The sequence below is a fragment of the Pseudomonas putida genome (genome assembly GCF_028682635.1).
Taxonomy (GTDB): Bacteria; Pseudomonadota; Gammaproteobacteria; order Pseudomonadales; family Pseudomonadaceae; genus Aquipseudomonas; species Aquipseudomonas putida_AE.
Map to the genome: position 1 here is coordinate 116,444 of NZ_JANHLK010000017.1, position 21,010 is coordinate 137,453.

Here is a 21,010-nt window from a genome sequence, read left to right on the forward strand (position 1 = left end):
GATCAAGAGATCGCAGCCTGCGGCAGCTCCTACAGGGACAAGTGAGTCCTGTAGGAGCTGCCGCAGGCTGCGATCTTTTGATTCAAGGGCATAAAAAAACGCCGCCCCTCTCACGAGGGGCGGCGTTTTTCATTGCGTTGCAGCGTTAGGCTTGAACGACCGGGATGTTGGCGTTCGCAGCAGCTTCACGGAACTCGGCAATCTGGTCGAAGGACAGGTAGCGGTAGACATCGGCCGCCATGCTGTCGATCTTGCCAGCGTACTCCATGTACTCCTCGACGGTCGGCAGGCGACCCAGGATGGAAGCCACGGACGCCAGCTCAGCCGAAGCCAGGTAGACGTTCGCGCCGTCACCCAGACGGTTCGGGAAGTTACGGGTCGAAGTCGACACAACAGTCGAGTTCGGCTCTACACGTGCCTGGTTACCCATGCACAGCGAGCAGCCCGGCATTTCCATGCGCGCGCCAGCCTTGCCGTAGATGCCGTAGTAGCCTTCTTCGGTCAGCTGGTGAGCGTCCATCTTGGTCGGCGGCGACAGCCACAGACGGGTTGGCAGCTGACCCTTGACCTGTTCCAGCAACTTGCCGGCAGCGCGGAAGTGGCCGATGTTGGTCATGCAGGAACCGATGAACACTTCGTCGATCTTCTCGCCAGCAACGCTGGAGAGCAGGCGAGCGTCGTCCGGGTCGTTCGGAGCGCAGAGTACTGGCTCCTTGATGTCGGCCAGGTCGATCTCGATGATTTCGGCGTACTCGGCGTCCTTGTCCGCTTCCATCAGTTCAGGGTTGGCCAGCCAGGCTTCCATCGCCTGGGCACGACGCTCCAGGGTACGGGCATCGCCGTAGCCTTCGCCGATCATCCAGCGCAGCAGGGTGATGTTCGATTGCAGGTATTCAGCGATCGACTCTTTCGACAGCTGGATGGTGCAACCGGCAGCCGAACGTTCAGCCGAGGCGTCGGACAGTTCGAACGCTTGCTCGACGGTCAGCTTGGGCAGGCCTTCGATCTCCAGGATGCGACCGGAGAAGGCGTTTTTCTTGCCTTTCTTCTCTACGGTCAACAGGCCAGCCTGGATCGCGTAGTAAGGAATGGCGTGAACCAGGTCACGCAGGGTGACGCCTGGCTGCAGTTCGCCCTTGAAGCGAACCAGGACCGACTCAGGCATGTCCAGCGGCATGACGCCAGTGGCGGCGGCGAACGCCACCAGGCCGGAACCGGCCGGGAACGAGATGCCGATCGGGAAACGGGTGTGGGAGTCACCACCGGTACCGACGGTGTCTGGCAGCAGCATGCGGTTCAGCCACGAGTGGATGATGCCGTCGCCCGGACGCAGGGAAACGCCGCCGCGGGTCATGATGAAGTCAGGCAGGGTGTGGTGGGTGGTCACGTCGATCGGCTTTGGATATGCCGCGGTGTGGCAGAAGGACTGCATGACCAGGTCGGTCGAGAAGCCCAGGCACGCCAGGTCTTTCAGTTCGTCACGGGTCATTGGACCGGTGGTGTCCTGGGAACCCACGGTGGTCATCTTCGGTTCGCAGTAGGTGCCCGGACGAACGCCGGTCACGCCGCAAGCCTTGCCGACCATTTTCTGCGCCAGGGTGAAACCCTTGGTGCTTTCAGCCGGAGCTTCTGGCTTCTTGAACAGGGTCGAAGGTGGCAGGCCCAGCTCGGTACGAGCCTTCTCGGTCAGGCCACGGCCGATGATCAGCGGGATACGGCCGCCAGCACGGACTTCGTCCAACAGCACCGGGGTCTTCATTTCGAAGGTGGTCAGGACTTCGTCGGTGCCGTGCTTGCAGACTTTGCCAGCATGAGGGTACAGGTCGATCACGTCGCCCATGTTCATGTTGGAAACGTCGAATTCGATTGGCAGTGCGCCGGCATCTTCCATGGTGTTGTAGAAGATCGGAGCGATCTTGTTGCCGAAGCAGAAACCGCCGGCACGCTTGTTCGGCACGTAAGGAACGTCGTCGCCGAAGAACCACAGCACCGAGTTGGTCGCCGATTTACGCGAAGAACCGGTACCGACCACGTCGCCCACGTAGGCGATCGGGAAGCCGGCGTTGCGCATTTCTTCGATCTGCTTCATCGGACCGGTGACGCCTTGTGCGTCCGGCACGATGCCGTCGCGCGCCATTTTCAGCATGGCCAGGGCGTGCAACGGGATGTCCGGGCGGGACCAGGCATCCGGAGCAGGGGACAGGTCGTCGGTGTTGGTTTCGCCGGAGACCTTGAACACGCGCAGGCTGATCTTGTCGGCCAGCACCGGGCGTTTCACGAACCACTCGCCGTCAGCCCAGGATTGCAGCACGCCTTTGGCGTGTACATTGCCGTTCTTGGCTTTTTCAGCGACGTCGTGGAAGGCATCGAACATCAGCAGGGTGTGCTTGAGTTCTTCGGCGGCCACTGGCGCCAGTTCGGCGTCGTCCAGCAGGTTCACCAGGGTCACGATGTTGTAGCCGCCCTGCATGGTGCCGAGCAGTTCAACAGCGCGCTTCTTGTCGATCAGGGGGGAGGTGGCTTCGCCTTTGGCGATGGCGGACAGGAAGCCGGCCTTGACATAGGCTGCTTCGTCCACTCCAGGCGGAACGCGATTGGTGATCAGGTCAACGAGGAATGCTTCTTCGCCAGCCGGGGGATTCTTCAGCAGCTCGACCAGGCCTGCAGTTTGTTCGGCGTTTAGCGGCTGGGGAACGATACCCAGTGCTGCGCGCTCTTCGATATGTTTGCGGTAGGCTTCAAGCACAGTTATTACCCTCATCAGTGGTCCCAAATGGGTGTCCGGGACGCTCATCCCGAAATTGCCGTACTCATGCGCTGCATGGCGTTGTGAGCCACTTAGCCAGAATTACCGACAATTCCTTACAGAAGCTGCTTTCAAAGTTTTACGCCTGCAGAACGGGAGCTGATGAGGGTTGGCGCTGGGCTTTTCCCCGCTGGAAAAACCCTTCGCCAACACCGCTCTGAAGGAACGACTGTGCTCGTGACGCTTTGAAAACAGCTTCTAACGGACATTGGCGCCTAAAAAGGCAGGCTGATTCTACGGCAAAAAAAAATTAAAGGTAAGTTGGCTCATGAAACTTTGAGGGGTGATCAATGTTAGACAAAGGGCTAACATGCCGTCCTGTTTTGCTTTTCGCGTTCTGCCTACCTATGCCCAATCAGACCATCAAGACCCCCTGCGTCGGCCTTTGCTCCACTGTTTACGGTGATCTGGTGTGCCGTGGCTGCAAGCGTTTCCACCACGAAGTGATCCGCTGGAACGGCTACAACGAGGAAGAAAAACGCGCCGTATGGCTGCGCCTGGAGCAGTTGTTGTCCCAGGTGATGGCCGCCAAGGTGGAAATTTTCGATCCGGCGCTGCTCAGGAGCCAGCTGGAACAGCGCAAGATCCGCTTCGTGCCGCATCAGTCCGAGTATTGCTGGGCCTACCAGCTGATCGCCCGGGGCGCCCGGGTGATCAACAATCTGGAAGCCTACGGGATGGTGCTGTTGCCGGAATTTCGCGACTGGAACCTGCCGGAACTGCGCGATGCCATTGATCGGGAATTCTTTTTGCTGTCTGAGGCGCATTATCAGCGCTATATCGCGCCCGGGTTTCTGAAAGACGCCTTTGGCGCCTGAAAAGATCGCAGCCTGCGGCAGCTCCTACAGGGGAATGCGTTCACCTTGTAGGAGCTGCCGAAGGCTGCGATCTTTTGATCTTCAAATCAATGTTTCACCGCCAACTCCTCCAGGTGGTCCTCAACCTCCTGGGGCTTGAGCACCAGCACATCGCTCTCCACCGCATCGAGCACCACTTCCGCGGTATTGCCGATCAAGGTCCCTGACAACCCGGTACGCGCCACCGTGCCGATCACCGTCACGGCCGCCTGCAGTTTGTGCACCATGAACGGAATCAATACATCCGCCGGGCCTTCGGCGATGTGCAGGTGTTCGTTGTCGATGTCGAATTCCGCCTGGAACGCCCGGCACTGTTCGCGATAGCGCGCCTCGATGGTTTCGCTGAGCTGCAAGGTCGGGTCGGCCGCCGACAGCATGGGCGACGGGTGGGCACTGATCACATGCAGATGCGCCTTGGCCAGGCTGGCGATGTCATAGCCGTAATCGATGATGGTGTCGTGCAAATGGCGGTGCTCACTTTCCATATTGCCCACGTCGACGGCCGCCAGAATCACTTTGTCCTTCCAGGAACCGGAGGTTTTCACCAGCAGTACCGGGGTAGGGCAGGCGCGCAGGAGTTTCCAGTCCACCGGCGTCAGCAGGGCCTTTTTCAGCGAACTGTCGGGGAAGTGCTGCTTGATCACCAGCCCACAGCCTTCCGCCTGCTGCACGTCGACGATGGTTTCGTGCAGGCTCTGGTTCCAGGCCTGCTCGGTGGTGACGTTGTAACCGTCTTCCAGCAACGCCGCCTTGAGCACGCTGAGCATGGCGCTGTGATCATGCTTGGGATCACAGACCAGCAGGTGCAGGTGTGCCTGGGTCACGCCAGCAATCAGTTTGGCGCGTTTGAGTGCCAGGCTTTCCGAATGCTCGGGGTCGATGACCACCAGGATGCTGCGAATGGCTTGCATGATCGGGATCTCCTGAAAATGAAAAAGCATGGCGTTGCACAACTATAGTTGCTGCGCGACATTCGGTGACTTGATGCATATCAACGGTAGTGGCTGGTGGTCTGCGGGCAGGCCGGTATAATCGGCGCCCTTCGATTTATACCTATTTTTCCGTGAGCCCCATGATCCTTCCCGAAATTCACGAGTTCCTCGGCTGCCGCACCCCTGACGGCTGGGTTCAAGCCGCGCTGGCCGATCAGGAAACCCTGCTGATCGACCACAAGAACTGCGAATTCAAGGCCGCCAGCACGGCGTTGAGCCTGATTGCCAAGTATCACTCCCATGTCGAATTGATCAACATGATGTCGCGCCTGGCCCGGGAAGAGCTGGTGCACCATGAGCAGGTCATGCGCCTGATGAAAAAACGCAAGATCGAGTTGCGTCAGCTGTCCGCCGGGCGTTACGCCTCGGGGCTGCGCAAGGTGGTGCGCAGTCACGAGCCGGTGAAACTGGTTGATACGCTGGTGGTTGGTGCATTCATCGAGGCCCGCAGTTGTGAGCGTTTCGAAGCACTGGTGCCGCATCTGGACGACGAACTGGGCAAGTTCTACTTCGGCCTGCTCAAGAGCGAGGCCCGGCATTTCCAGGGGTACCTGAAGCTGGCCTATCAGTACGGGGACGCCAAGGACATCGCCCAGGTGATCGACAAGGTCCGCGCCGCCGAGCAGGACTTGATCGAGTCGCCGGATGTGGAATTTCGTTTCCACAGTGGTGTGCCCGCAGCATCAGCGGCTTAAACCCAGACGTTCATGCCACTCGGCGATGGACTCCTCGGGATAAACATCAAACTGTTTATCCCCCGGCCGCACCTCGGCTTCCACCCAGGGCGCCCTGGAACTGAGCATCAAGTGCGTATGCTCCGGCGGCACCGGCAGCGGTGTATCGATGGCCGACGCAAACGGATGGATCAACTCGGGCCATTCAGGGCTGAACAACCACAACCCCGAACCGCAGACCGAGCAAAAATGCCGCTCGGCGCTGCTGCGGTGGGCGCGTTTCTCGCCTTCGCCCTTGAACAGGGCATGGTAGATCGCGATGTTCTTGCGCCCGCGCACTTTGAGACTGTTGGCGTCACCGGCGATGTTGATCGCATAACCGCCACCGCCCTGGGTCTTGCGGCAGATCGAGCAATAGCAGCGCTGGTACGGGTAGGGGTGGGCGCTGGTGAGGCTGAACGACACCGCGCCGCAATGGCAGGAACCTTCGAGTTGCATGAGAACCTCCGGCTGTCTTGAGCGAGCTCAAGACAGCCTAGACCCTCAGCGCTCCTCGACAGGCACCAGAATCGCGTCACCGGTCGCCACCAGTTTCAGTTGATCGCCGGTTTGCGCGAACAACTCGGCATGGGCGAATACCTGCTTCTTGCCAGCCTTCACCACGCGACCCCGGGCAATGAACACTTCACCGACCGCGGGCGCCAGGCAGTTGACTGAAAAGTGCGATGCCAATACGTTCCCGGCCACCGTTCCAGCGGCAAAGCCACAGGCCGTATCGAGCAATGCGCCGATCAGCCCGGCATGCAGGAAACCTGCATACTGCGCCATGTCAGTTTCGCGAAAAGCCAGGGTGATTTCGGCTTCGCCCGATTCGGCGCGGGTGACCTCGAAGCCGGCCCAGCGGTTGAAAGCTGAGGTTGAATTGATCTGTTTGAGTGTGTTGAGCATCGCGAATCCCTCCGATTGAGGATTGACCATGCACCTCAACTCCGGGGGCGTCATCGACCATTAGCTGGGGTGATGGGCAGTTGGGTGAGCGGTGAATGGCCTGTAGGAGCCGGCTTGCTGGCGATGAACGATAACGCGGACTCACTGGACGCCCACGATCCACCGGGTCAGCATGGACGCCTCGAACCCGGACAAGACCCTCATGCGACGTCTACCCTCCCTGGCAGCCCTGCGAACCTTCGAATGCGCCGCCCGCCACGCCCATTTCGGCCGGGCGGCGGCGGAGCTGTGCGTCACCGACAGCGCCGTCAGCCACCAGATCCGCCAATTGGAAGAACAACTCGGTGTGTCGCTGTTCGTCCGTGAAGGCCGGCAGATTCGCCCGACCATGGCCGCTGGACGGCTGATGCAAAGCCTGCAGCAAGCCTTCGAGCTGATTGGCGATGCCTGCGACGAGCTACGCGATCCATCGTCCCTGGCAGTCTTGCGCCTGGCGGTTACCGCGGAACTCGCGCAGAAGTGGTTGATGAGTCGTCTCACGGATTTTTACGCGCGGTATCCGCACATCACCTTGCACCTCTACGAGCAACCGATCGACGCCACGGCGCCGGGCGAGGACATCGACCTGGCGATCACCTATGGCACGGGTCCCGTGGACAGCAGTGCCTATTTCGTCCGGCCCTTGCCGGCGTTGCAGTTTTTCCCGGTGTGCAGTCCCGGGCTGTTCAACCAGGGCACCCTGAAAAACCCCAGGGACCTGGCGCGCCACTGCCTGCTGCACGACGATCAGGACGGCAAGACCTGGACCGCCTGGCTCACCAGCCATGCCGGTGATCAGCGCCCCGAACGGCAACTGTACTTCGCCCACGCCGGCTTGGCTCTGGAAGCCGCGGCCCAGGGGCAGGGCGTGGCCATGGGCGATAACCTGACGGCCCAGGAAGATCTGCTCAGCGGTCGCCTGGTCCGTCCTTTCACCTCAAGCATGACCGCCCTGGGTCAATACGCGCTGGTGTGTGAGCGCGTGCGCCTGGAGCGGCCAGCGGTGACGCAGATGCTGGAATGGTTCAACGATCAATTGGTCGATTGATGAGTTGAATTCAAGTATTCCGAAATAATCATCGTTGGCGAGCAGAGGGCCGGCAACCTTAGCCTGTGGTCATTCCAATGCCCACTGATGAGGTTTGCCCATGGCTCGTTTGCTCGATTCCACGCCTAAATCCGACGGCTTCCGTTTGCCCGGAGAATTCGAAGCCAAGTCCGGCTGCTGGCTCGGCTGGCCGGAGCGCACTGATGTCTGGCGCAATGGTGCCAAGCCGGCACAGAAAGTCTGGGTGCAGATCGTCAGCGCCATCGCCCAGAGTGAACCGGTCACCGTCTGCGCCTCGGCCGCGCAATTCGCCACCGCCCGCCGACAATTGCCGCCGCAGGTACGGGTGGTGGAAATGACCTGCAACGACACCTGGTTCCGTGACAGCGGGCCGTGCTTTGTGGTCAATGACCAGAGCGGCGAAGTGCGCGGCGTCGACTTCGAGTTCAACGCCTACGGCGGCCTCGACGGCGGCTTGTACTACCCCTGGGACAAGGACGACCAGATCGCCAGCAAAATCCTCGAAATCGAACGCTTCGATCGCTATCGCGCACCGTTGATTGCCGAACTGGGCGGCATCCAGAGCGACGGCCAGGGCAGCATCCTCACCACCGAGCAATGCCTGCTCAACCGTAATCGCAACCAGCACCTGGGCAAGGACGAAGTCACTCGCCGCTTGACCGATTACCTCGGCGCCGAACAGGTCATCTGGCTGCCACGGGGGTGCAAGTTTGACGAAACCGACGGCCACGTCGACGATCTGGCGTGCTTCGTGCGCCCCGGTGAAGTGGTGTTGCAATGGACCGACAATCGCGACGACCCGCAGTGGGAAATCTACCAGGAGGCCTACGACATCCTGCGCAGTACCCGCGACAGTCGTGGTCGCGAGTTGATCGTGCACAGGCTGCCGCAACCGGACGTGCTGGAGTGGACCCTGGAGGAGGCCGAGGGCCTGGATCAGCAGGACAGCACCCATACCCGTCAGGCGGGTACGAAAATCTGCGCCTCCTATATCAATTACTACGCCGGTAACACCTCGATCGTGGTACCGCTGTTTGGCGACCGCAATGATCAGGTCGCGCTGGCGACCCTGGCCGAACTGTTCCCCCGGCACAAGATCGTCGGCATCGAAAACTCCCGGGAAATTCTTCTCGGTGGCGGCAACGTCGCCTGCATCACCATGCCGCAGTACGCCGGCAAAGGAGTTTAAAAAATGCGCCTGCACAAACTGACCCAAGCGTTAATGCTGGTGCTTGCCCCCCTGTGTGTGCAGGCCGCCGACTCCGCCAAACCGGTGGTAAACCTGTACATCTGGGGCGAGTACCTGGCCCCGGACACGCTGACCAACTTCGAGAAAAAAACCGGTATCCATGTCGTCGCCGATCACTTCGACTCCCTGGAAACCGTCGAGACCAAATTGCTCACCGGTCGCAGCGGATATGACCTGGTGTTGACGGCGGGACAGCATCTGTCCCGGGCGATCCAGAGCGGTGCCATCCAGACCCTGGACAAGCAGCAGATACCGCACTTCGCCGGAGTCGGCGAAGAGTTCCGCCAGCACATGGCGGTGTTCGATCCGGGCAACCGTTATGCCGGAATCTACGCCTGGGGCACCACTGGCGTGGGATATCAGGAAGAGGCGGTGAAACAGCGCCTGGCCGATGCGCCAACGGACAGCTGGGCCATGCTGTTCGATCCGGAGGTGGTCTCGAAATTCGCCGATTGCGGGGTCAGCCTGCTCAACGATCCCAATGAAGTGTTCGCTGCCGTGATGAAGTACATGGGCCTGGACATCAACCGCCAGAGCCTCGATGACCTGAAACTGGCCGAGCAGCAACTGGCGAAGATCCGCCCGTACATTCGCTACTTCGACAATGACCTGAACATCAGTGACCTGGCCAATGGCAATACCTGCGTGGCGATGTCGTGGAATGGCAACGTGGCCATTGCGGCGGGGCAGGCGCAAGCGGCTAGCAAACCGTTTTCGTTGCAGTACCGGATACCCAGGGAGGGTACGCTGATCTGGTTCGATGCCATGGTCATCCCCAAGGACGCCCCGCACCCCGAGGCAGGGCTGGCCTTGATGGATTACCTGATGACACCTGAAGTGATCGCGCCGATCACCGACACCATCCACTACGCCAATGCGATCACGGCGGCGGACACCTTGATCGACCCGGCGATCCGCAATGATCCGGGGACCTATCCGGCGCAGGCGGTGCGGGCTTCGTTGTACAGCAAGAATGACAATGGCAAGGCGTTCAACAAGGCGTTGATCCGGGCGTTTACACGGTTGAAATCAGGGTTGTGATTGCTGACGTCTTCGCGAGCAAGCCCGCTCCCACATTTATCCGAGTTTCATCAGAAGAACGCGGTCAAATGTGGGAGCGGGCTTGCTCGCGAAGAACGATAACGCGGTCTACCTGTTAGGCACCCGCCACAAATACCAGGCAGCCACAGTCCGATACGGACTCCACGCCAACCCGATCTCTATCATCTGCTTGCGCGTCGGCTGCACCTCAAGCCCCTTGAGCCGTCGATAGCCCTCGCGCACGCCAAAGTCATCGGCCGGCAAAATGTCCGGCCGCTCCAGGCTGTAGATCAACAGCATTTCCACGGTCCAGCGACCCACGCCGCGCAGGGTGACCAGGCGCTCGATCAGCGCTTCATCGTCCATGGCCAGCGCTGTGGCGTAATCCGGTACTACGCCATCGAGCGCCGCCTGGGCGATGCCCTGGATGGTCGCAATCTTGCTGGCGGAAAAGCCGCAACTGCGCAGTCGATCAAAATCTGTCGCCACGATCTGCTCAGGCCGCGGAAACGCCACCGATGGGTACAGCGCCAGCAATCGACCGACAATCGCATCCCCGGCCCTGGCGTGCAGTTGCTGGTAGGCAATCGCCCGCACCAGCGACTCATAGGGATCGCGGGCGGCGTGGGGTTGATGCAGGCACGGGCCGACAGCGTCGATGTGCCGACGCCAGTCATCATCCAGATTTGCCAGCCATTGGCTGGCCAGGCGGTAGGGGTCAGGCATGAAGCATCCTTGGCGGGGCTGGGCGAACGCAGCCTGTGATCAGAAGGCCAATTGCTCGGTGATCTGCACCGCGGCCTTTTCCAGCCTGAGCAGGAACGCCTTGCGCGGCTGGCCTCCAGCGTAGCCGGTCAGCGAGCCATCGGCGCCGATCACCCGATGGCAGGGCACGATGATCGAAAGTCGGTTGTGACCGTTGGCCAGGCCGACTGCGCGGCTGGCGCCGGGTTTGCCCAGGGTGGCGGCAATTGCGCCGTAGGTGGTGGTGTGGCCGTAGGGGATGTGGGCCAGCTCGGCCCATACCTGGCGGGAGAACTCGCTGCCGGGCATGTGCAGGGGCACGCTGAATTCAGTACGCTCGCCGGCGAAATACTCGGCCAGTTGCTCTTCGACTTGCTGCAAATGCCCGTTGTGTCCCGGCGCCACGGCATAACCATGGCGACTTTGCAGGCTTTGCACTTCGCGGGTCAGCGAAGGCTGGTCGAGAAATTCCAGGAGCACCAGCCCACGGCGCTCGGCCATGGCGATCATCGGCCCCAGCGGCGTCGTCAACCGGGTGAACAGCAGCGGCTCACTGTTGGCGGCGCGTCCCGGGGTGATGTGGAAGGACTTTTGAAACGCATCGCGAAAGCCGCTCAAGGATTCGTAGCCTGAGTCAAACGCCGCACTGTCAATCGAGTCGCCCTGCTTGATGCCGCCCAATGCCATGCCCAGGCGGCGGGTGCGCAGCCAGGCATGGAAAGTCATGCCGAAATGCTGCTTGAACCAGCGCCGCAGTTTCAGCGGTTCGATGCCTTCGGCCTGCAATTGGGCGTCGGTCCAGCGAATGTCCGGATCAAGCTCTACCGATTTAAGCAGCTTCTGCACCCAGTCCGGCGCAATCGCGGCGGCGTCCATGGGTTTGCATCGCAGGCAGGCTCGGTAGCCCGCCGCCAGGCACTCGTCGGCGTGAGCGAAGAACTCGACGTTCTCCGGTTTCGGGCTGCGCGCGGTGCAACCGGGGCGACAGAAGATCCCTGTGGTCTTGACCGCGGTAAAGAACACCCCCTCGTAGGTGGTGTCTCGTTCGAGCATGGCGCGGACCATCTCGGCGTGGGGCGGTAGTAGGGTGTTTTGTAGGTTCATGGGCGAAGCATAGAACGGGGCAGGGACAGTCTCCACCGGAAAATGAACAGAGAATTCCGGTTTTGCAATGACCTGTAGGAGCTGCCGAAGGCTGCGATCTTTTGATCTTGATCTTGAAAAAAAAGATCAAAAGATCGCAGCCTTCGGCAGCTCCTACAAGGGTAACCTTTTCAGTTTCAGGGCTCGCGATCCGCCAGTTCTTCCAGCAGATCCGCCGAGGGCGTGAAAAACAAGCCGCCAGTGACAGCGGTGCTGAAATCCAGCAAGCGGTCGTAATTACCCGCAGGCTTGCCGACAAACATGTTCTCAAGCATCTGTTCCAGCGGATCGGGCGAGCGCGCATAGCCGATGAAATAGGTGCCGAATTCTCCCGCGCCGGGCCGGCCAAACGGCATGTTGTCGCGCAGGATCTTCACTTCTTCCCCATCTTTGGTGATGGTTGTCAGGGCACTGTGGGAATTGTCCGGTTTGACCGAGTCGTCGAGTTCGATATCGGACAGTTTGGTGCGCCCGATAATGCCCTCCTGCGCCTCGACGGATAACGCGTTCCAGGCATTCATCTTGTGCAGGTACTTCTGCACCAGCACATAGCTGCCGCCGCTGAACGACGGGTCTTCATCGCCGACAATCGTGAAGCCGACAGCCTTGCGCCCGACGGGGTTTTCGGTGCCATCGACAAAACCGATGATGCTGCGCATGTCGAAGTAGCGGAAACCCTGGACTTCATCGACGACCGCAACCGCACCGTCAAGCGCCGAGAGCAGTTGCGTCGCCAGTTCGAAGCACAAGTCCATATGTTCAGCGCGGATGTGCAGCAGGATGTCGCCAGGGGTGGAAATGGCGCGGCGATCCTCGGGTCCGAATTCGCGGAAGCTGTGCAGCGCGGCGGGGCGCGGGTGGCCAAACAAGGTGTCCCAAGCGGTGGAGCCGAAGCCACAGATGCACGACAGGTTCCCGGCGGGAACGCGTTTGCCAACAGAGCGCGTGAGGGCTGCGACGTCTGCACACCAGCCCCGCACTTTGCTCGCGGCTTCACTGCCGGGAACCAGGGTGGCGACGATGAAGATCGCGCTGCGGGTGATGGGGCTGCAGATGGCCTGAGCGTCCGGCGTAGATTGATCCATTGGCATGCGCCCCATGAGCGGTAGTTGATTCAGGCCCGACGCGCCATCAGCAACACTGAAGCCGCCGCCGACAACAAACCCGCGCAGCAGCGATTGAACAGCCGCTTGCCCGACGGCTTGGCAAACCAGCGGCGCATGTGCAGGCCCATGTAAGCGTAGGCGCCGATGGCGATCCATTCCAGGATCAGGAACAGTGCTCCCAGCACGGCGAATTGTGGCGTGATCGCGCTGGTCGGATCGACGAATTGCGGCAGGAACGCGGTGAAGATCAGGATCGCCTTGGGGTTGCCGGCCGCCACCAGAAACTCCTGCCGGGCCAACGCCAGCATGCCCGCCGGCGGGGTGGTTACGGCGGTTTCTGCGCCGGGGTTGGCCCGCCACAATTGCCAGGCGAGATAAAACAGGTACGCCGCACCGAGAATCTTGATCCCGTAGAACAGCAATTCCGAGGTTTGCAGCACCACCGCCAGACCGGCCGAGGCGAGGGCGATCATTGCGGCGAACGCCAGCAAGCGGCCGATGCCGGCCAGGCACGCGGTGCGGTAGCCATAGCGGGTCGAGTTGCTGACCGACAGCAGGTTGTTCGGGCCTGGCGCCATATTCAGGGCGAAGCAGGCCGGGAGAAAGAGGGAGAGGGTGGCGAGGTCCATTATCGGCTCCAGTAGCGAGAGCGATATTTTTACCACAGGTGCCGTGCGGCTTGCCCCGTACAGTCGTGAACCGCAGGCACCGTACAATCAAGGGGGGCAGTAACTATTTGCCGCCAGGCACTCCCGATTATTCCAAACGGGTCTAGCTACCTGACAGTTGTGACAGTTAAAAGCATTTCGGCGATGCGTTAAAAAGGAGTCCTTACTCAATGGCCAAGTGACCGATATGACTTCGAATACTGCAACTGTAAAAACTTTTGCCGCGGTGACAATCCCGGCGCCGATCAAGACGCTTTTTGACGATATTGCATTTGCACAAGTGGCGGCCGAGCATATCTCGGCAGCCACGAACACGCCGGTGACGATCGAAGACACGGTGACGCAGGACATGCTGGATAAAGTGACGGTGTTACGGGTGTTGAGCGGGCAGCCGAGAAGAATCACCAGCCTGCAAGGCATTGGACATCTGCGCAATTTGCAGGACCTGATGATAGAAAATCAATTGATCACTCGCCTTCCTGAAGAGTTTGGGACGTTAGCAAAGTTGACGTCGGCGCATTTCGGCAATAACTCAATCAAATCAATTCCGGACTGGATCGGCAATCTCCACAACCTGACCAGCCTGAATCTGAGTTCTCAGTTACCGCGGGGCATTCTCAGAGGCGGTATCCCGGAGTCGATCGGCAACTTGACAAAACTGGAACGCTTTGACGTGGGTAATAACAATAACCTCTGCGGAAAATTACCCGATTCCCTTTCCAGGCTGATCGCCCTCAAATTCATGTTGGTTCAAAGCAACGGGTTTGAAGACATGACCGTCTTGAATGTCATGCCTTCGACCACCAGCATCAATGCCCGCAATCAAGCCTTGGGCGTTTTTGAGCTGGGCAATGTGAGGCAAAACAGTTCGTTGCCCATCAGGCTGCAGAAAATATTTGAGCAGGCCCTGACGCCAGGTGACTACCTGTATGAACCGGGCGGTGTTGAAATCATTGGCAGTCCAGGTGCGTATCTGGATCAAAACCTGCGCTATGTACATTTGCCGACCAACACCCTTGGCACCTCGGAGGCGACGCTGGCTTTTCATGGGCGGCTGACCAGTGTGGGTTATCGCTACACGGTGATCGCGTAACGGCCCACGCTTTTCCAGCCTGTTAAACAAGCGGGTTAAACGGGGAAATTTGTTGCGAGCCGATAAACTACTTCGCGAATTTCTTCGCACCCGCCACACAAAGAATCACCGCCACAGTGACCGCCAGCATGCCAATGCTGACCTGCTCATGCAGCAAAGTCGCCGCCAGCGCCAAGCCAAAAAACGGCTGCAGCAGTTGCAGTTGCCCCACGGCCGCAATTCCGCCCTGCGCCAGCCCGCGATACCAGAACACAAACCCGATCAGCATGCTGAAAAGGGACACGTAGGCCAGGCTGACCCAAGCTGGTGTACTGATGCTGGCAAAGGTTGCGGGCAGCCGCCACAAGGTCAATGCAGCCATGACCGGCAGTGCCAGTACCAGCGCCCAGCAAATCACCTGCCAGCCGCCCAGTGTGCGGGACAACTTCGCGCCTTCGGCATAACCGAGCCCGCAGGCCAGGATCGCCAGCAGCATCAGGATGTCACCCTGGGGCGACGCCGTCAGGCCCTGGGCGACGGCGAATCCGACCACCAGCAGGCTGCCCAGCACCGAGAAGCACCAGAACACCGGCCGTGGGCGCTCGCCACCGCGCAGGACACCGAACACCGCGGTCGCCAGTGGCAGCAGGCCGACGAAGACGATGGAATGCGCGGAAGTAACGTATTGCAGCGCCAGCGCGGTCAACAGCGGAAACCCCACCACCACGCCGAGTGCCACGATCAACAAGGGCACAAGCTGATTGCGCGCGGGGCGTTTTTCCTTGAACAGCAACAGCAGGCACAGGGCCGGGATGGCTGCAAGGGTGGCGCGGGCCACCGTCAGGAACACCGGGTCGAATTCCAGCACCGCCACCCGCGTCGCAGGCAGCGAGCCACTGAAAATCACCACGCCGATCAGGCCATTGATCCATCCGCGGGCACTGCTTTCCAGCACCGGGTTTTGCACGTTTGAAGTCCGTTCCATTTAGCTCACTCATTGTCGGGTTGCACGAAAGCCATCGTATGATTGACTATCGGTACAATCAAAAAATTGTCATGGATACATCTCGACATGCCTCGTTCCCGCTACAAAACCCTGGTGGATGCATATGCCGCCGAGATCCGCGCCGGGCGTTTGCCGCCCGGTACGCGTCTGCCGACTCACCGCCAGTTGGCTGCTGAGCACGGTTTGGCCTTGGTCACGGCCAGCCGGGTCTATGCCGAGCTCGAGAGCATGGGCCTGGTCAGCGGCGAAACCGGGCGCGGGACCTTTGTCCGGGAGACCTCATTGCCGCCGGGGCAGGGCATTTCCCAGTCGGTGGTGGCGGCAGGGATGATCGACCTCAACTTCAACTACCCGTCATTGCCCGGTCAGGCCGATCTGCTGCGCAATGCCCTGCGCCAACTCGCGCTGTCCGGTGACCTGGAGGCCCTGCTGCGTTACCAGCCCCACGCGGGGCGCATGCATGAGCGGGTGGCGTTCGCCCGTCATCTGCGCGAACGCGGCCTGAACGTAGCGGCCGAACAGGTGCTGATCGTCAGTGGCGCCCAGCATGGCCTGACGGTGGCGATGATGACCCTGCTCAAGCCCGGCGATGTGATTGCCGCGGACGCCTTGACCTATCCGGGCTTCAAGACGCTGGCCGAAACCCTGCATCTTGAAGTCCTGCCCATTCCCGTCACGGACAAGGGGCCTGATTTGCCTGCCCTGGACAAACTGTGCCGGCTTCGCCCGGTGCGGGCCGTCTACTCGATGCCGACCTTGCACAATCCGTTGGGCTGGGTGCTGGACGCCGATCAGCGCGAGCATCTGGTGGCGATCGCACGCCGGCATGACCTGACGATCATCGAGGACGCGGCCTACGCTTTCCTCGCCGAAGACGTCCCGCCACCCCTGGCTGCAATGGCGCCGGAAAGAACGGTGTACGTCAGCGGTTTATCGAAGAATGTCGCCACCGGGTTGCGCGTCGGTTTTGTCGCCGCGCCGGCGCCATGGATTGCCGGATTTGAACGCACCATCATGGCGACCACCTGGAACACCCCCGGGGTGATGACGGCCATTGCCACGGCCTGGCTCGACGACGGCACTGTCAGCAAACTCGAGGCGCAAAAGCGTGTGGACGCACAAGCCCGGCAAGCCTTGGCCCGTGAGGTGCTGGCGGGGTTCAGGACCATCAGCCATCCGTCTTCGTATTTCATCTGGCTGCCCTTGGCCGAAGACGCCCGGGCCGATCAGATCGCCATGGCGTTGATGCGCGAGCAGGTGTCGGTGTCGCCCGCCGAACCCTTTGCGATTACCCCCCATGTCCCCCACGCGATACGTCTGGCGCTGGGCTCGGTGGACATGGTCGCGCTGCGCCAGGCGTTGGTGAAGGTGAAGAAGGTGGTCGACTATTACTCATAGCCCAGGGCAGTTTTCTTCAATACGCGCAGCACAGGGTTTCTTACATTGACGCCTGGTTCAACTGACTGAGCAGGTGTGCAAATGAGTTTGATCATGTCCATGGCGGCGTTTGCGTTGGCCGCTTCCATCACGCCGGGGCCGGTGAATATCGTGGCCCTGGGTTCGGGGGCGCGCTTCGGCTTTCGTGCCAGTCAGCGCCATGTGGCCGGGGCGACGCTGGGCTTCGTGTTGCTGCTGGTGCTGATGGGGTTGGGGTTGCATGAGCTGTTGCTGCTGTGGCCGGCAATGACCCAGGTGGTCCAGTGGGCCGGGGTGGCGTTCCTGTTGTACATGGCGTTCAAGCTGGCCGCCGACGACGGGCAACTGCAGGCAAAGGATTCGAACCGGGCGCCGTCGATGCTGTACGGCGCGGTCATGCAATGGCTCAACCCGAAAGCCTGGCTGGCCTGCGTGGCCGGCATGGGCGCGTTCGTCGCCGATGGCGAAGCCCGCCTGGTGTGGCAGTTCGCGGCGGTGTACCTGGTGATTTGCTACCTGTCGGTCGGTTGCTGGGCCTACGCCGGGACGTTTTTGCGCGGCTACCTGAACAATCCGGCGGGCATGCGCTTGTTCAATCGGGGCATGGCGTTGTTGTTGGCGGTGAGTGCGGTGTATCTGTTGGTGCCTTAATCAACCGCGATACTGCCCTGGCGTTGCCGCCAGATGCTGCTTGAACGCCCGTTGGAAATGCGCCTGATCGGCAAACCCTGCTTCCAGCGCCACGTCGGCGATCAGCTTGCCATTGCGCAGTTGATCCCGGGCGAACTGGATGCGGCGGTTGACCAGGAAGGCGTGGGGTGTCATGCCGTAATGCTGCTTGAAGGCGCGGATCAGGTAGGACGGCGACAATTGCGCCGCCTGGCAGATGTCTTCGAGCTTGAGCATCTGCGTGCAGTGCTCGCGGATGAAGTCGGCGGCGCGCTCAAGCTTGAAGTTGGGCTCGCGCAGCGGTTGTTCGGTCGGGTTCAGGTGTAGCTGCACCTCGGTGAAAAACTCCACCGCTGCGCTGTGTTTACACATCACGTCTTGCTGCTCGTCGACCAGCACCTGATACAAAGCCTGCAAACCCATGAAGAGGCCAGGGTCTGCGGTATGGGTGACCGCGAACCGGCGAAACGCCAGATCGTTGCTGAAGCCCAACTGATGCTGCAAGTCGGTGAGCCATGGGCTGTCGACATACAGCATCAGGTACGACCAGGGCTGATCGTCGATCGGATTGCAGGCATGCACATCACCGGGGTTCATCAGCACCACGGTGCCGGCACAAACCTCGGACTTCGATTGCTCATGGACATAGGTACTGCGCCCGGCGGTGATCGCACCGATGGAAAAGTGCTCGTGGGCATGCCGGGTGTAACAGACCTCACGCCCGTCGGCGATGGAGCGGGCTTCGATGAAGGGCAGGGCATCATCGCGCCAGAAGCGCGGGGCCTTGTCGGTGTCCCTGGGTGTTGCGGGCTTCATGGTCAATCCTGGGCAGATCAGCGCCACAGTGTATTAGTTCTCGCCGTTGAAGGCTCGTTGCAGCTCGGCGATATCGAGTTTTTTCATGTGCATCATCGCCAGCATGGCGCGTTGGGATTTTACCGTGTCGGGGTCCTTGATCATCTCCATCATCGCCACCGGGACGATCTGCCAGGACACGCCGAATTTGTCCTTGAGCCAGCCGCATTGCTGTGCCTCGACAGGCCCGCCGGCGGACAGGCGTCCCCAGAAGTGGTCGACTTCCTCCTGGGTCTGGCAGTTGACCTGGAACGAGATCGCTTCGTTGAAGATGAAGTTCGGGCCACCGTTGAGCCCGGTGAACGTCTGCCCGTCGAGTTCGAAACTGACCGTCATGACCGAGCCGACTTCCCGGCCATGGAATTCCTTTCCGGCCTCGCCGTAGTGAGTGATGGCGGTGATTTTCGAGTGATCGAAGATCGCACAGTAGAACTTCGCGGCCTCTTCGGCCTGACCATCGAACCACAGGCAGGGTGTGAGTTTTTGCATGTGTAGCATGGCGGGTCTCCTTGGCAGGTTTTTGCATGCTGGACTATCAGCGTAGCTAGCCTGCGGCGGTCTGGCCGAGCCGTAGATCGCCGGGAGTGTAAGGATTTTCTACAAAGTGGAGTCTTAATGACCAAGCCTTGTGTCATTAAGACTATTTTCAGCGCGAGTCGTTATGACACCTACGACCTCAGATACCTGATTTGTAAGGGCTAAATATCTGGCACGAGACTTGATGGATGAAACGTACAACTGAACTGCTTCAGGAGTACGGAAAATGTTCCATTTCTTCAGCAATGCTCAGAACGTCCTGCACCTTTCCAGCCGTGTACTTGGCGTCGGCCTGGCCATGTTGCTGGCAGGCATCTACGGCGCTTACCTGTATGCCGGCCATCTGTCGATCGTGGCGCTGGTGGCGTTGCACGCCATGACCATCATCGGACCGACCCTGCTGAAAATCGGCTACGTCATGCGCCTGCTGGCCCAGCACCGGTTGAGCAAACCTCAGCGCGTGGCGCTGGCCTGATGCGCAAACTGGCCGCTGCTCCCGTCTTCAGTCTTGGATTTCGCCCGTTCTTTCTGGCAGGTGCCGCGTTCGCCGCACTGGCAGTGGCAATCTGGGCCCTGTGGTTATACGGCCGCTTGCCCGGCGCGCAACCGCTGGGCGGTATGCTCGCCTGGCATCGGCACGAGATGCCTTTCGGATTCGCCGTGGCCATCATCACCGGATTCCTGCTGACGGCGGTGCCGAACTGGACCGGTCGCCCGGGACTCAAGGGCTGGCCGTTGATCGGGCTGCTGCTGGTCTGGCTGGTTGCACGAATGGCCTGGTTGCTGCCGATTGCTCCCGCAGGGTTGCTCCTTGTGCAACTGCCCTTTTTGCCATTGCTGGCCTGGGTGTTGGGGCGCGACCTGGTGGCCGCGGGCAAGCGCGATAACTATCCGATATTGCTGATGATCACTTTGCTGGCCGGCTGCCAGGCCATGACGTTGTGGGGGCTCTGGGCCGATGATACGGGTTTGCAGCGGCGGGGCGTATTGGCGGCCTTGTGGCTGGTCGGCGCGCTGATGAGCGTGATTGGCGGGCGGGTGATCCCTTTCTTCATTCAGCGCGGCTTGAATCGTCCAGCACCGCCTGCGGCCAATCCATTACCCACCAGGGTACTGCTGGTGAGCGGGTTGCTGGCCGCGCTGACATATGCCCTCGGTTTGAATGACCTGCCCGGATTCTGGCTGGCGGGGTTGTTTGTTTTGATCGGCAGTCTGCATCTGCTGCGCCTGTGGCGCTGGCATGACCGCGGTATCTGGCGCGTGCCCCTGCTGTGGTCGCTGTATCTGTCGTATGCCTGGCTGGTGGTGGCGGTGTTTGCCATGGCGCTGTGGCACGCCGGCCTGATGCCGCAACAGAGCCTGGCCACCCATGCGCTGGCGGTGGGTGGCATTGGCGGGTTGATTCTGGCGATGATCGCCCGGGTCAGCCTGGGGCACACCGGGCGGGCGCTGCGGCCGTCGAAAGCCATCGTTGCGGGGTTTGCCCTGGTGTTGATCGCAGGGGTGGTGCGGGTGTTGCTGGTGCCGTTATCCGGGTTGGGGTTGGGGGTTTCGGCGTTGTTTTGGTGTGTTGCGTTTGGGTTGTTTCTGGTGGGCTACACCTCAATTTTGCTAAGGCCCAAGGTGTAGGAGCCCGCGGCCCCATTGTCGGAACGCCGCCCGCAGCAAGCCGGCTCCTACAGAGGAACACGTACTACCCAACAACGAGGTCGAGCGTTAGCTCGCCTTGCTCTGGCTTTTGCTCTGGCTTTTGCTCTGGCTTTTGCTCTGGCTTTTGCTCTGGCTTTTGCTCTGGCTTTGCTCTGGCTTTTGCTCTGCTTTTGATCTTGATCTTCTTGCCCCGTCGAGAGGCCGAGTGGAGGTTCTGCGCAGTGGGTAAACCGGCATGGATGCCGGTTTAGCCGCGCTGGGCCAAGGATGGCCCATCGCGGCGGGCCCACGGAGCAGGACCGGAGCGAGGGCATGCCGAGCCTTAGCGAGGCACCGAACGTCAGGGGCAAGAGCCCTTGGTTACTTGGGGCTTTTCCAAGTGACTCGCCGTAAGGGCGAAACCATAAGTGGCCGTTACCGCAGGAATGGATATGTACTCGGTCAACAAATAATAGGTCGGCTGTCAGGC

21 protein-coding genes are annotated in these 21,010 nt (G+C 60.6%); 10 read left to right on the top strand and 11 right to left on the bottom strand.

What is annotated here, in order from left to right; translation table 11 throughout:
• Positions 1-145 precede the first annotated feature (145 nt).
• On the bottom strand, positions 146-2,746 hold the full coding sequence (acnB, locus tag NPS56_RS20725) for a bifunctional aconitate hydratase 2/2-methylisocitrate dehydratase (protein WP_274076361.1): 2,601 nt from the start codon (positions 2,744-2,746) through the stop codon (positions 146-148).
• Positions 2,747-3,153: 407 nt separating this feature from the next.
• On the opposite strand from acnB, the gene NPS56_RS20730 reads away from it, so the two are divergent.
• Positions 3,154-3,624 carry a DUF1289 domain-containing protein gene (locus NPS56_RS20730; protein WP_274076337.1) on the top strand — a complete coding sequence of 157 codons (471 nt, stop codon included), beginning with the start codon at positions 3,154-3,156 and terminating at the stop codon, positions 3,622-3,624.
• 86 nt (positions 3,625-3,710) lie between these two features.
• Here the strand turns inward: NPS56_RS20730 and NPS56_RS20735 are convergent, their stop codons facing one another.
• Positions 3,711-4,574 (bottom strand): universal stress protein, encoded by an 864-nt coding sequence (locus tag NPS56_RS20735; RefSeq protein ID WP_274076338.1) that lies wholly within the window; start codon positions 4,572-4,574, stop codon positions 3,711-3,713.
• A 161-nt stretch (positions 4,575-4,735) separates the two neighbouring features.
• Between NPS56_RS20735 and NPS56_RS20740 the strand changes: the two genes are divergently transcribed.
• Positions 4,736-5,350, top strand: coding sequence for a tRNA-(ms[2]io[6]A)-hydroxylase (locus NPS56_RS20740; RefSeq protein WP_274076339.1), 615 nt, complete (start codon positions 4,736-4,738; stop codon positions 5,348-5,350).
• Here the strand turns inward: NPS56_RS20740 and NPS56_RS20745 are convergent.
• Both NPS56_RS20745 and NPS56_RS20750 read right to left on the bottom strand, forming a co-directional pair.
• The gene (locus tag NPS56_RS20745) at positions 5,339-5,827 is read right to left on the bottom strand and encodes a GFA family protein (protein WP_274076340.1); all 489 of its coding nucleotides are present in this window, start codon (positions 5,825-5,827) and stop codon (positions 5,339-5,341) included. The genes NPS56_RS20740 and NPS56_RS20745 overlap by 12 nt on opposite strands.
• Before the next feature lie 45 nt (positions 5,828-5,872).
• A complete protein-coding gene (locus NPS56_RS20750) occupies positions 5,873-6,277 on the bottom strand; it encodes a PaaI family thioesterase (RefSeq protein ID WP_274076341.1) in 405 nt (134 codons plus the stop codon).
• Between the two features lie 202 nt (positions 6,278-6,479).
• Here NPS56_RS20750 and NPS56_RS20755 point away from each other — a divergent pair, with 202 nt between their 5' ends.
• The 3 genes from NPS56_RS20755 (at position 6,480) to NPS56_RS20765 (ending at position 9,675) form a co-directional block, all read left to right on the top strand.
• A complete protein-coding gene (locus NPS56_RS20755) occupies positions 6,480-7,364 on the top strand; it encodes a LysR substrate-binding domain-containing protein (RefSeq protein ID WP_274076342.1) in 885 nt (294 codons plus the stop codon).
• 100 nt (positions 7,365-7,464) lie between these two features.
• Positions 7,465-8,574, top strand: a complete 1,110-nt coding sequence (aguA, locus tag NPS56_RS20760) for an agmatine deiminase (RefSeq protein ID WP_274076343.1) — start codon at positions 7,465-7,467, stop codon at positions 8,572-8,574.
• Between the two features lie 3 nt (positions 8,575-8,577).
• Positions 8,578-9,675, top strand: a complete 1,098-nt coding sequence (locus tag NPS56_RS20765; protein ID WP_274076344.1) for an extracellular solute-binding protein — start codon at positions 8,578-8,580, stop codon at positions 9,673-9,675.
• Between the two features lie 108 nt (positions 9,676-9,783).
• Here NPS56_RS20765 and NPS56_RS20770 read toward each other — a convergent pair whose 3' ends face one another.
• The 4 genes from NPS56_RS20770 to NPS56_RS20785 form a co-directional block, all read right to left on the bottom strand.
• Complete coding sequence (locus NPS56_RS20770; RefSeq protein ID WP_274076345.1) at positions 9,784-10,401, bottom strand: DNA-3-methyladenine glycosylase family protein; 618 nt, start codon at positions 10,399-10,401, stop codon at positions 9,784-9,786.
• 39 nt (positions 10,402-10,440) lie between these two features.
• Positions 10,441-11,523 (bottom strand): bifunctional transcriptional activator/DNA repair enzyme AdaA, encoded by a 1,083-nt coding sequence (locus NPS56_RS20775; RefSeq protein WP_274076346.1) that lies wholly within the window; start codon positions 11,521-11,523, stop codon positions 10,441-10,443.
• 176 nt (positions 11,524-11,699) lie between these two features.
• On the bottom strand, positions 11,700-12,647 hold the full coding sequence (locus tag NPS56_RS20780) for a Dyp-type peroxidase (RefSeq protein ID WP_425313641.1): 948 nt from the start codon (positions 12,645-12,647) through the stop codon (positions 11,700-11,702).
• Between the two features lie 29 nt (positions 12,648-12,676).
• A complete protein-coding gene (locus NPS56_RS20785) occupies positions 12,677-13,297 on the bottom strand; it encodes a LysE family translocator (RefSeq protein WP_274076348.1) in 621 nt (206 codons plus the stop codon).
• A 226-nt stretch (positions 13,298-13,523) separates the two neighbouring features.
• Between NPS56_RS20785 and NPS56_RS20790 the strand changes: the two genes are divergently transcribed.
• On the top strand, positions 13,524-14,429 hold the full coding sequence (locus tag NPS56_RS20790) for a leucine-rich repeat domain-containing protein (RefSeq protein ID WP_274076349.1): 906 nt from the start codon (positions 13,524-13,526) through the stop codon (positions 14,427-14,429).
• Between the two features lie 67 nt (positions 14,430-14,496).
• Here the strand turns inward: NPS56_RS20790 and NPS56_RS20795 are convergent, their stop codons facing one another.
• Positions 14,497-15,393: a DMT family transporter gene (locus NPS56_RS20795; RefSeq protein WP_274076350.1), complete on the bottom strand. Its 897-nt coding sequence runs from the start codon at positions 15,391-15,393 to the stop codon at positions 14,497-14,499.
• Between the two features lie 87 nt (positions 15,394-15,480).
• Here NPS56_RS20795 and NPS56_RS20800 point away from each other — a divergent pair, with 87 nt between their 5' ends.
• Together NPS56_RS20800 and NPS56_RS20805 are read left to right on the top strand one after the other, a co-directional pair.
• Positions 15,481-16,812, top strand: coding sequence for a PLP-dependent aminotransferase family protein (locus tag NPS56_RS20800; protein ID WP_274076351.1), 1,332 nt, complete (start codon positions 15,481-15,483; stop codon positions 16,810-16,812).
• A gap of 81 nt (positions 16,813-16,893) precedes the next feature.
• Positions 16,894-17,481, top strand: coding sequence for a LysE family translocator (locus tag NPS56_RS20805; protein ID WP_274076352.1), 588 nt, complete (start codon positions 16,894-16,896; stop codon positions 17,479-17,481).
• On the opposite strand, the gene NPS56_RS20810 is transcribed toward NPS56_RS20805, so the two are convergent.
• The gene (locus NPS56_RS20810; protein WP_274076353.1) at positions 17,482-18,315 is read right to left on the bottom strand and encodes an AraC family transcriptional regulator; all 834 of its coding nucleotides are present in this window, start codon (positions 18,313-18,315) and stop codon (positions 17,482-17,484) included.
• Positions 18,316-18,348: 33 nt separating this feature from the next.
• Complete coding sequence (locus tag NPS56_RS20815) at positions 18,349-18,852, bottom strand: VOC family protein (protein WP_274076354.1); 504 nt, start codon at positions 18,850-18,852, stop codon at positions 18,349-18,351.
• A 265-nt stretch (positions 18,853-19,117) separates the two neighbouring features.
• Here NPS56_RS20815 and NPS56_RS20820 point away from each other — a divergent pair, with 265 nt between their 5' ends.
• Both NPS56_RS20820 and NPS56_RS20825 read left to right on the top strand, forming a co-directional pair.
• Positions 19,118-19,366, top strand: a complete 249-nt coding sequence (locus tag NPS56_RS20820) for a transmembrane sensor/regulator PpyR (RefSeq protein WP_274076355.1) — start codon at positions 19,118-19,120, stop codon at positions 19,364-19,366.
• Positions 19,366-20,520: an NnrS family protein gene (locus NPS56_RS20825; RefSeq protein WP_274076356.1), complete on the top strand. Its 1,155-nt coding sequence runs from the start codon at positions 19,366-19,368 to the stop codon at positions 20,518-20,520. Before NPS56_RS20820 ends, NPS56_RS20825 begins: the two co-directional genes overlap by 1 nt.
• Positions 20,521-21,010 lie beyond the last annotated feature (490 nt).

Excerpts from the sequence above, each read along its gene's own strand:
- NPS56_RS20815 (WP_274076354.1), bottom strand. The coding sequence starts at position 18,852 with ATGCTACACATGCAAAAACTCACACCCTGCCTGTGGTTCGATGGTCAG.
- NPS56_RS20735 (WP_274076338.1), bottom strand. The coding sequence starts at position 4,574 with ATGCAAGCCATTCGCAGCATCCTGGTGGTCATCGACCCCGAGCATTCG.
- NPS56_RS20785 (WP_274076348.1), bottom strand. The coding sequence starts at position 13,297 with ATGGACCTCGCCACCCTCTCCCTCTTTCTCCCGGCCTGCTTCGCCCTG.
- NPS56_RS20790 (WP_274076349.1), top strand. The coding sequence starts at position 13,524 with ATGACTTCGAATACTGCAACTGTAAAAACTTTTGCCGCGGTGACAATC.
- aguA (WP_274076343.1), top strand. The coding sequence starts at position 7,465 with ATGGCTCGTTTGCTCGATTCCACGCCTAAATCCGACGGCTTCCGTTTG.
- NPS56_RS20765 (WP_274076344.1), top strand. The coding sequence starts at position 8,578 with ATGCGCCTGCACAAACTGACCCAAGCGTTAATGCTGGTGCTTGCCCCC.
- NPS56_RS20820 (WP_274076355.1), top strand. The coding sequence starts at position 19,118 with ATGTTCCATTTCTTCAGCAATGCTCAGAACGTCCTGCACCTTTCCAGC.
- NPS56_RS20780 (WP_425313641.1), bottom strand. The coding sequence starts at position 12,647 with ATGGATCAATCTACGCCGGACGCTCAGGCCATCTGCAGCCCCATCACC.
- NPS56_RS20810 (WP_274076353.1), bottom strand. The coding sequence starts at position 18,315 with ATGAAGCCCGCAACACCCAGGGACACCGACAAGGCCCCGCGCTTCTGG.
- NPS56_RS20770 (WP_274076345.1), bottom strand. The coding sequence starts at position 10,401 with ATGCCTGACCCCTACCGCCTGGCCAGCCAATGGCTGGCAAATCTGGAT.
- NPS56_RS20745 (WP_274076340.1), bottom strand. The coding sequence starts at position 5,827 with ATGCAACTCGAAGGTTCCTGCCATTGCGGCGCGGTGTCGTTCAGCCTC.
- NPS56_RS20750 (WP_274076341.1), bottom strand. The coding sequence starts at position 6,277 with ATGCTCAACACACTCAAACAGATCAATTCAACCTCAGCTTTCAACCGC.
- NPS56_RS20800 (WP_274076351.1), top strand. The coding sequence starts at position 15,481 with ATGCCTCGTTCCCGCTACAAAACCCTGGTGGATGCATATGCCGCCGAG.
- NPS56_RS20730 (WP_274076337.1), top strand. The coding sequence starts at position 3,154 with ATGCCCAATCAGACCATCAAGACCCCCTGCGTCGGCCTTTGCTCCACT.
- NPS56_RS20805 (WP_274076352.1), top strand. The coding sequence starts at position 16,894 with ATGAGTTTGATCATGTCCATGGCGGCGTTTGCGTTGGCCGCTTCCATC.
- NPS56_RS20740 (WP_274076339.1), top strand. The coding sequence starts at position 4,736 with ATGATCCTTCCCGAAATTCACGAGTTCCTCGGCTGCCGCACCCCTGAC.
- NPS56_RS20755 (WP_274076342.1), top strand. The coding sequence starts at position 6,480 with ATGCGACGTCTACCCTCCCTGGCAGCCCTGCGAACCTTCGAATGCGCC.
- NPS56_RS20795 (WP_274076350.1), bottom strand. The coding sequence starts at position 15,393 with ATGGAACGGACTTCAAACGTGCAAAACCCGGTGCTGGAAAGCAGTGCC.
- NPS56_RS20825 (WP_274076356.1), top strand. The coding sequence starts at position 19,366 with ATGCGCAAACTGGCCGCTGCTCCCGTCTTCAGTCTTGGATTTCGCCCG.
- NPS56_RS20775 (WP_274076346.1), bottom strand. The coding sequence starts at position 11,523 with ATGAACCTACAAAACACCCTACTACCGCCCCACGCCGAGATGGTCCGC.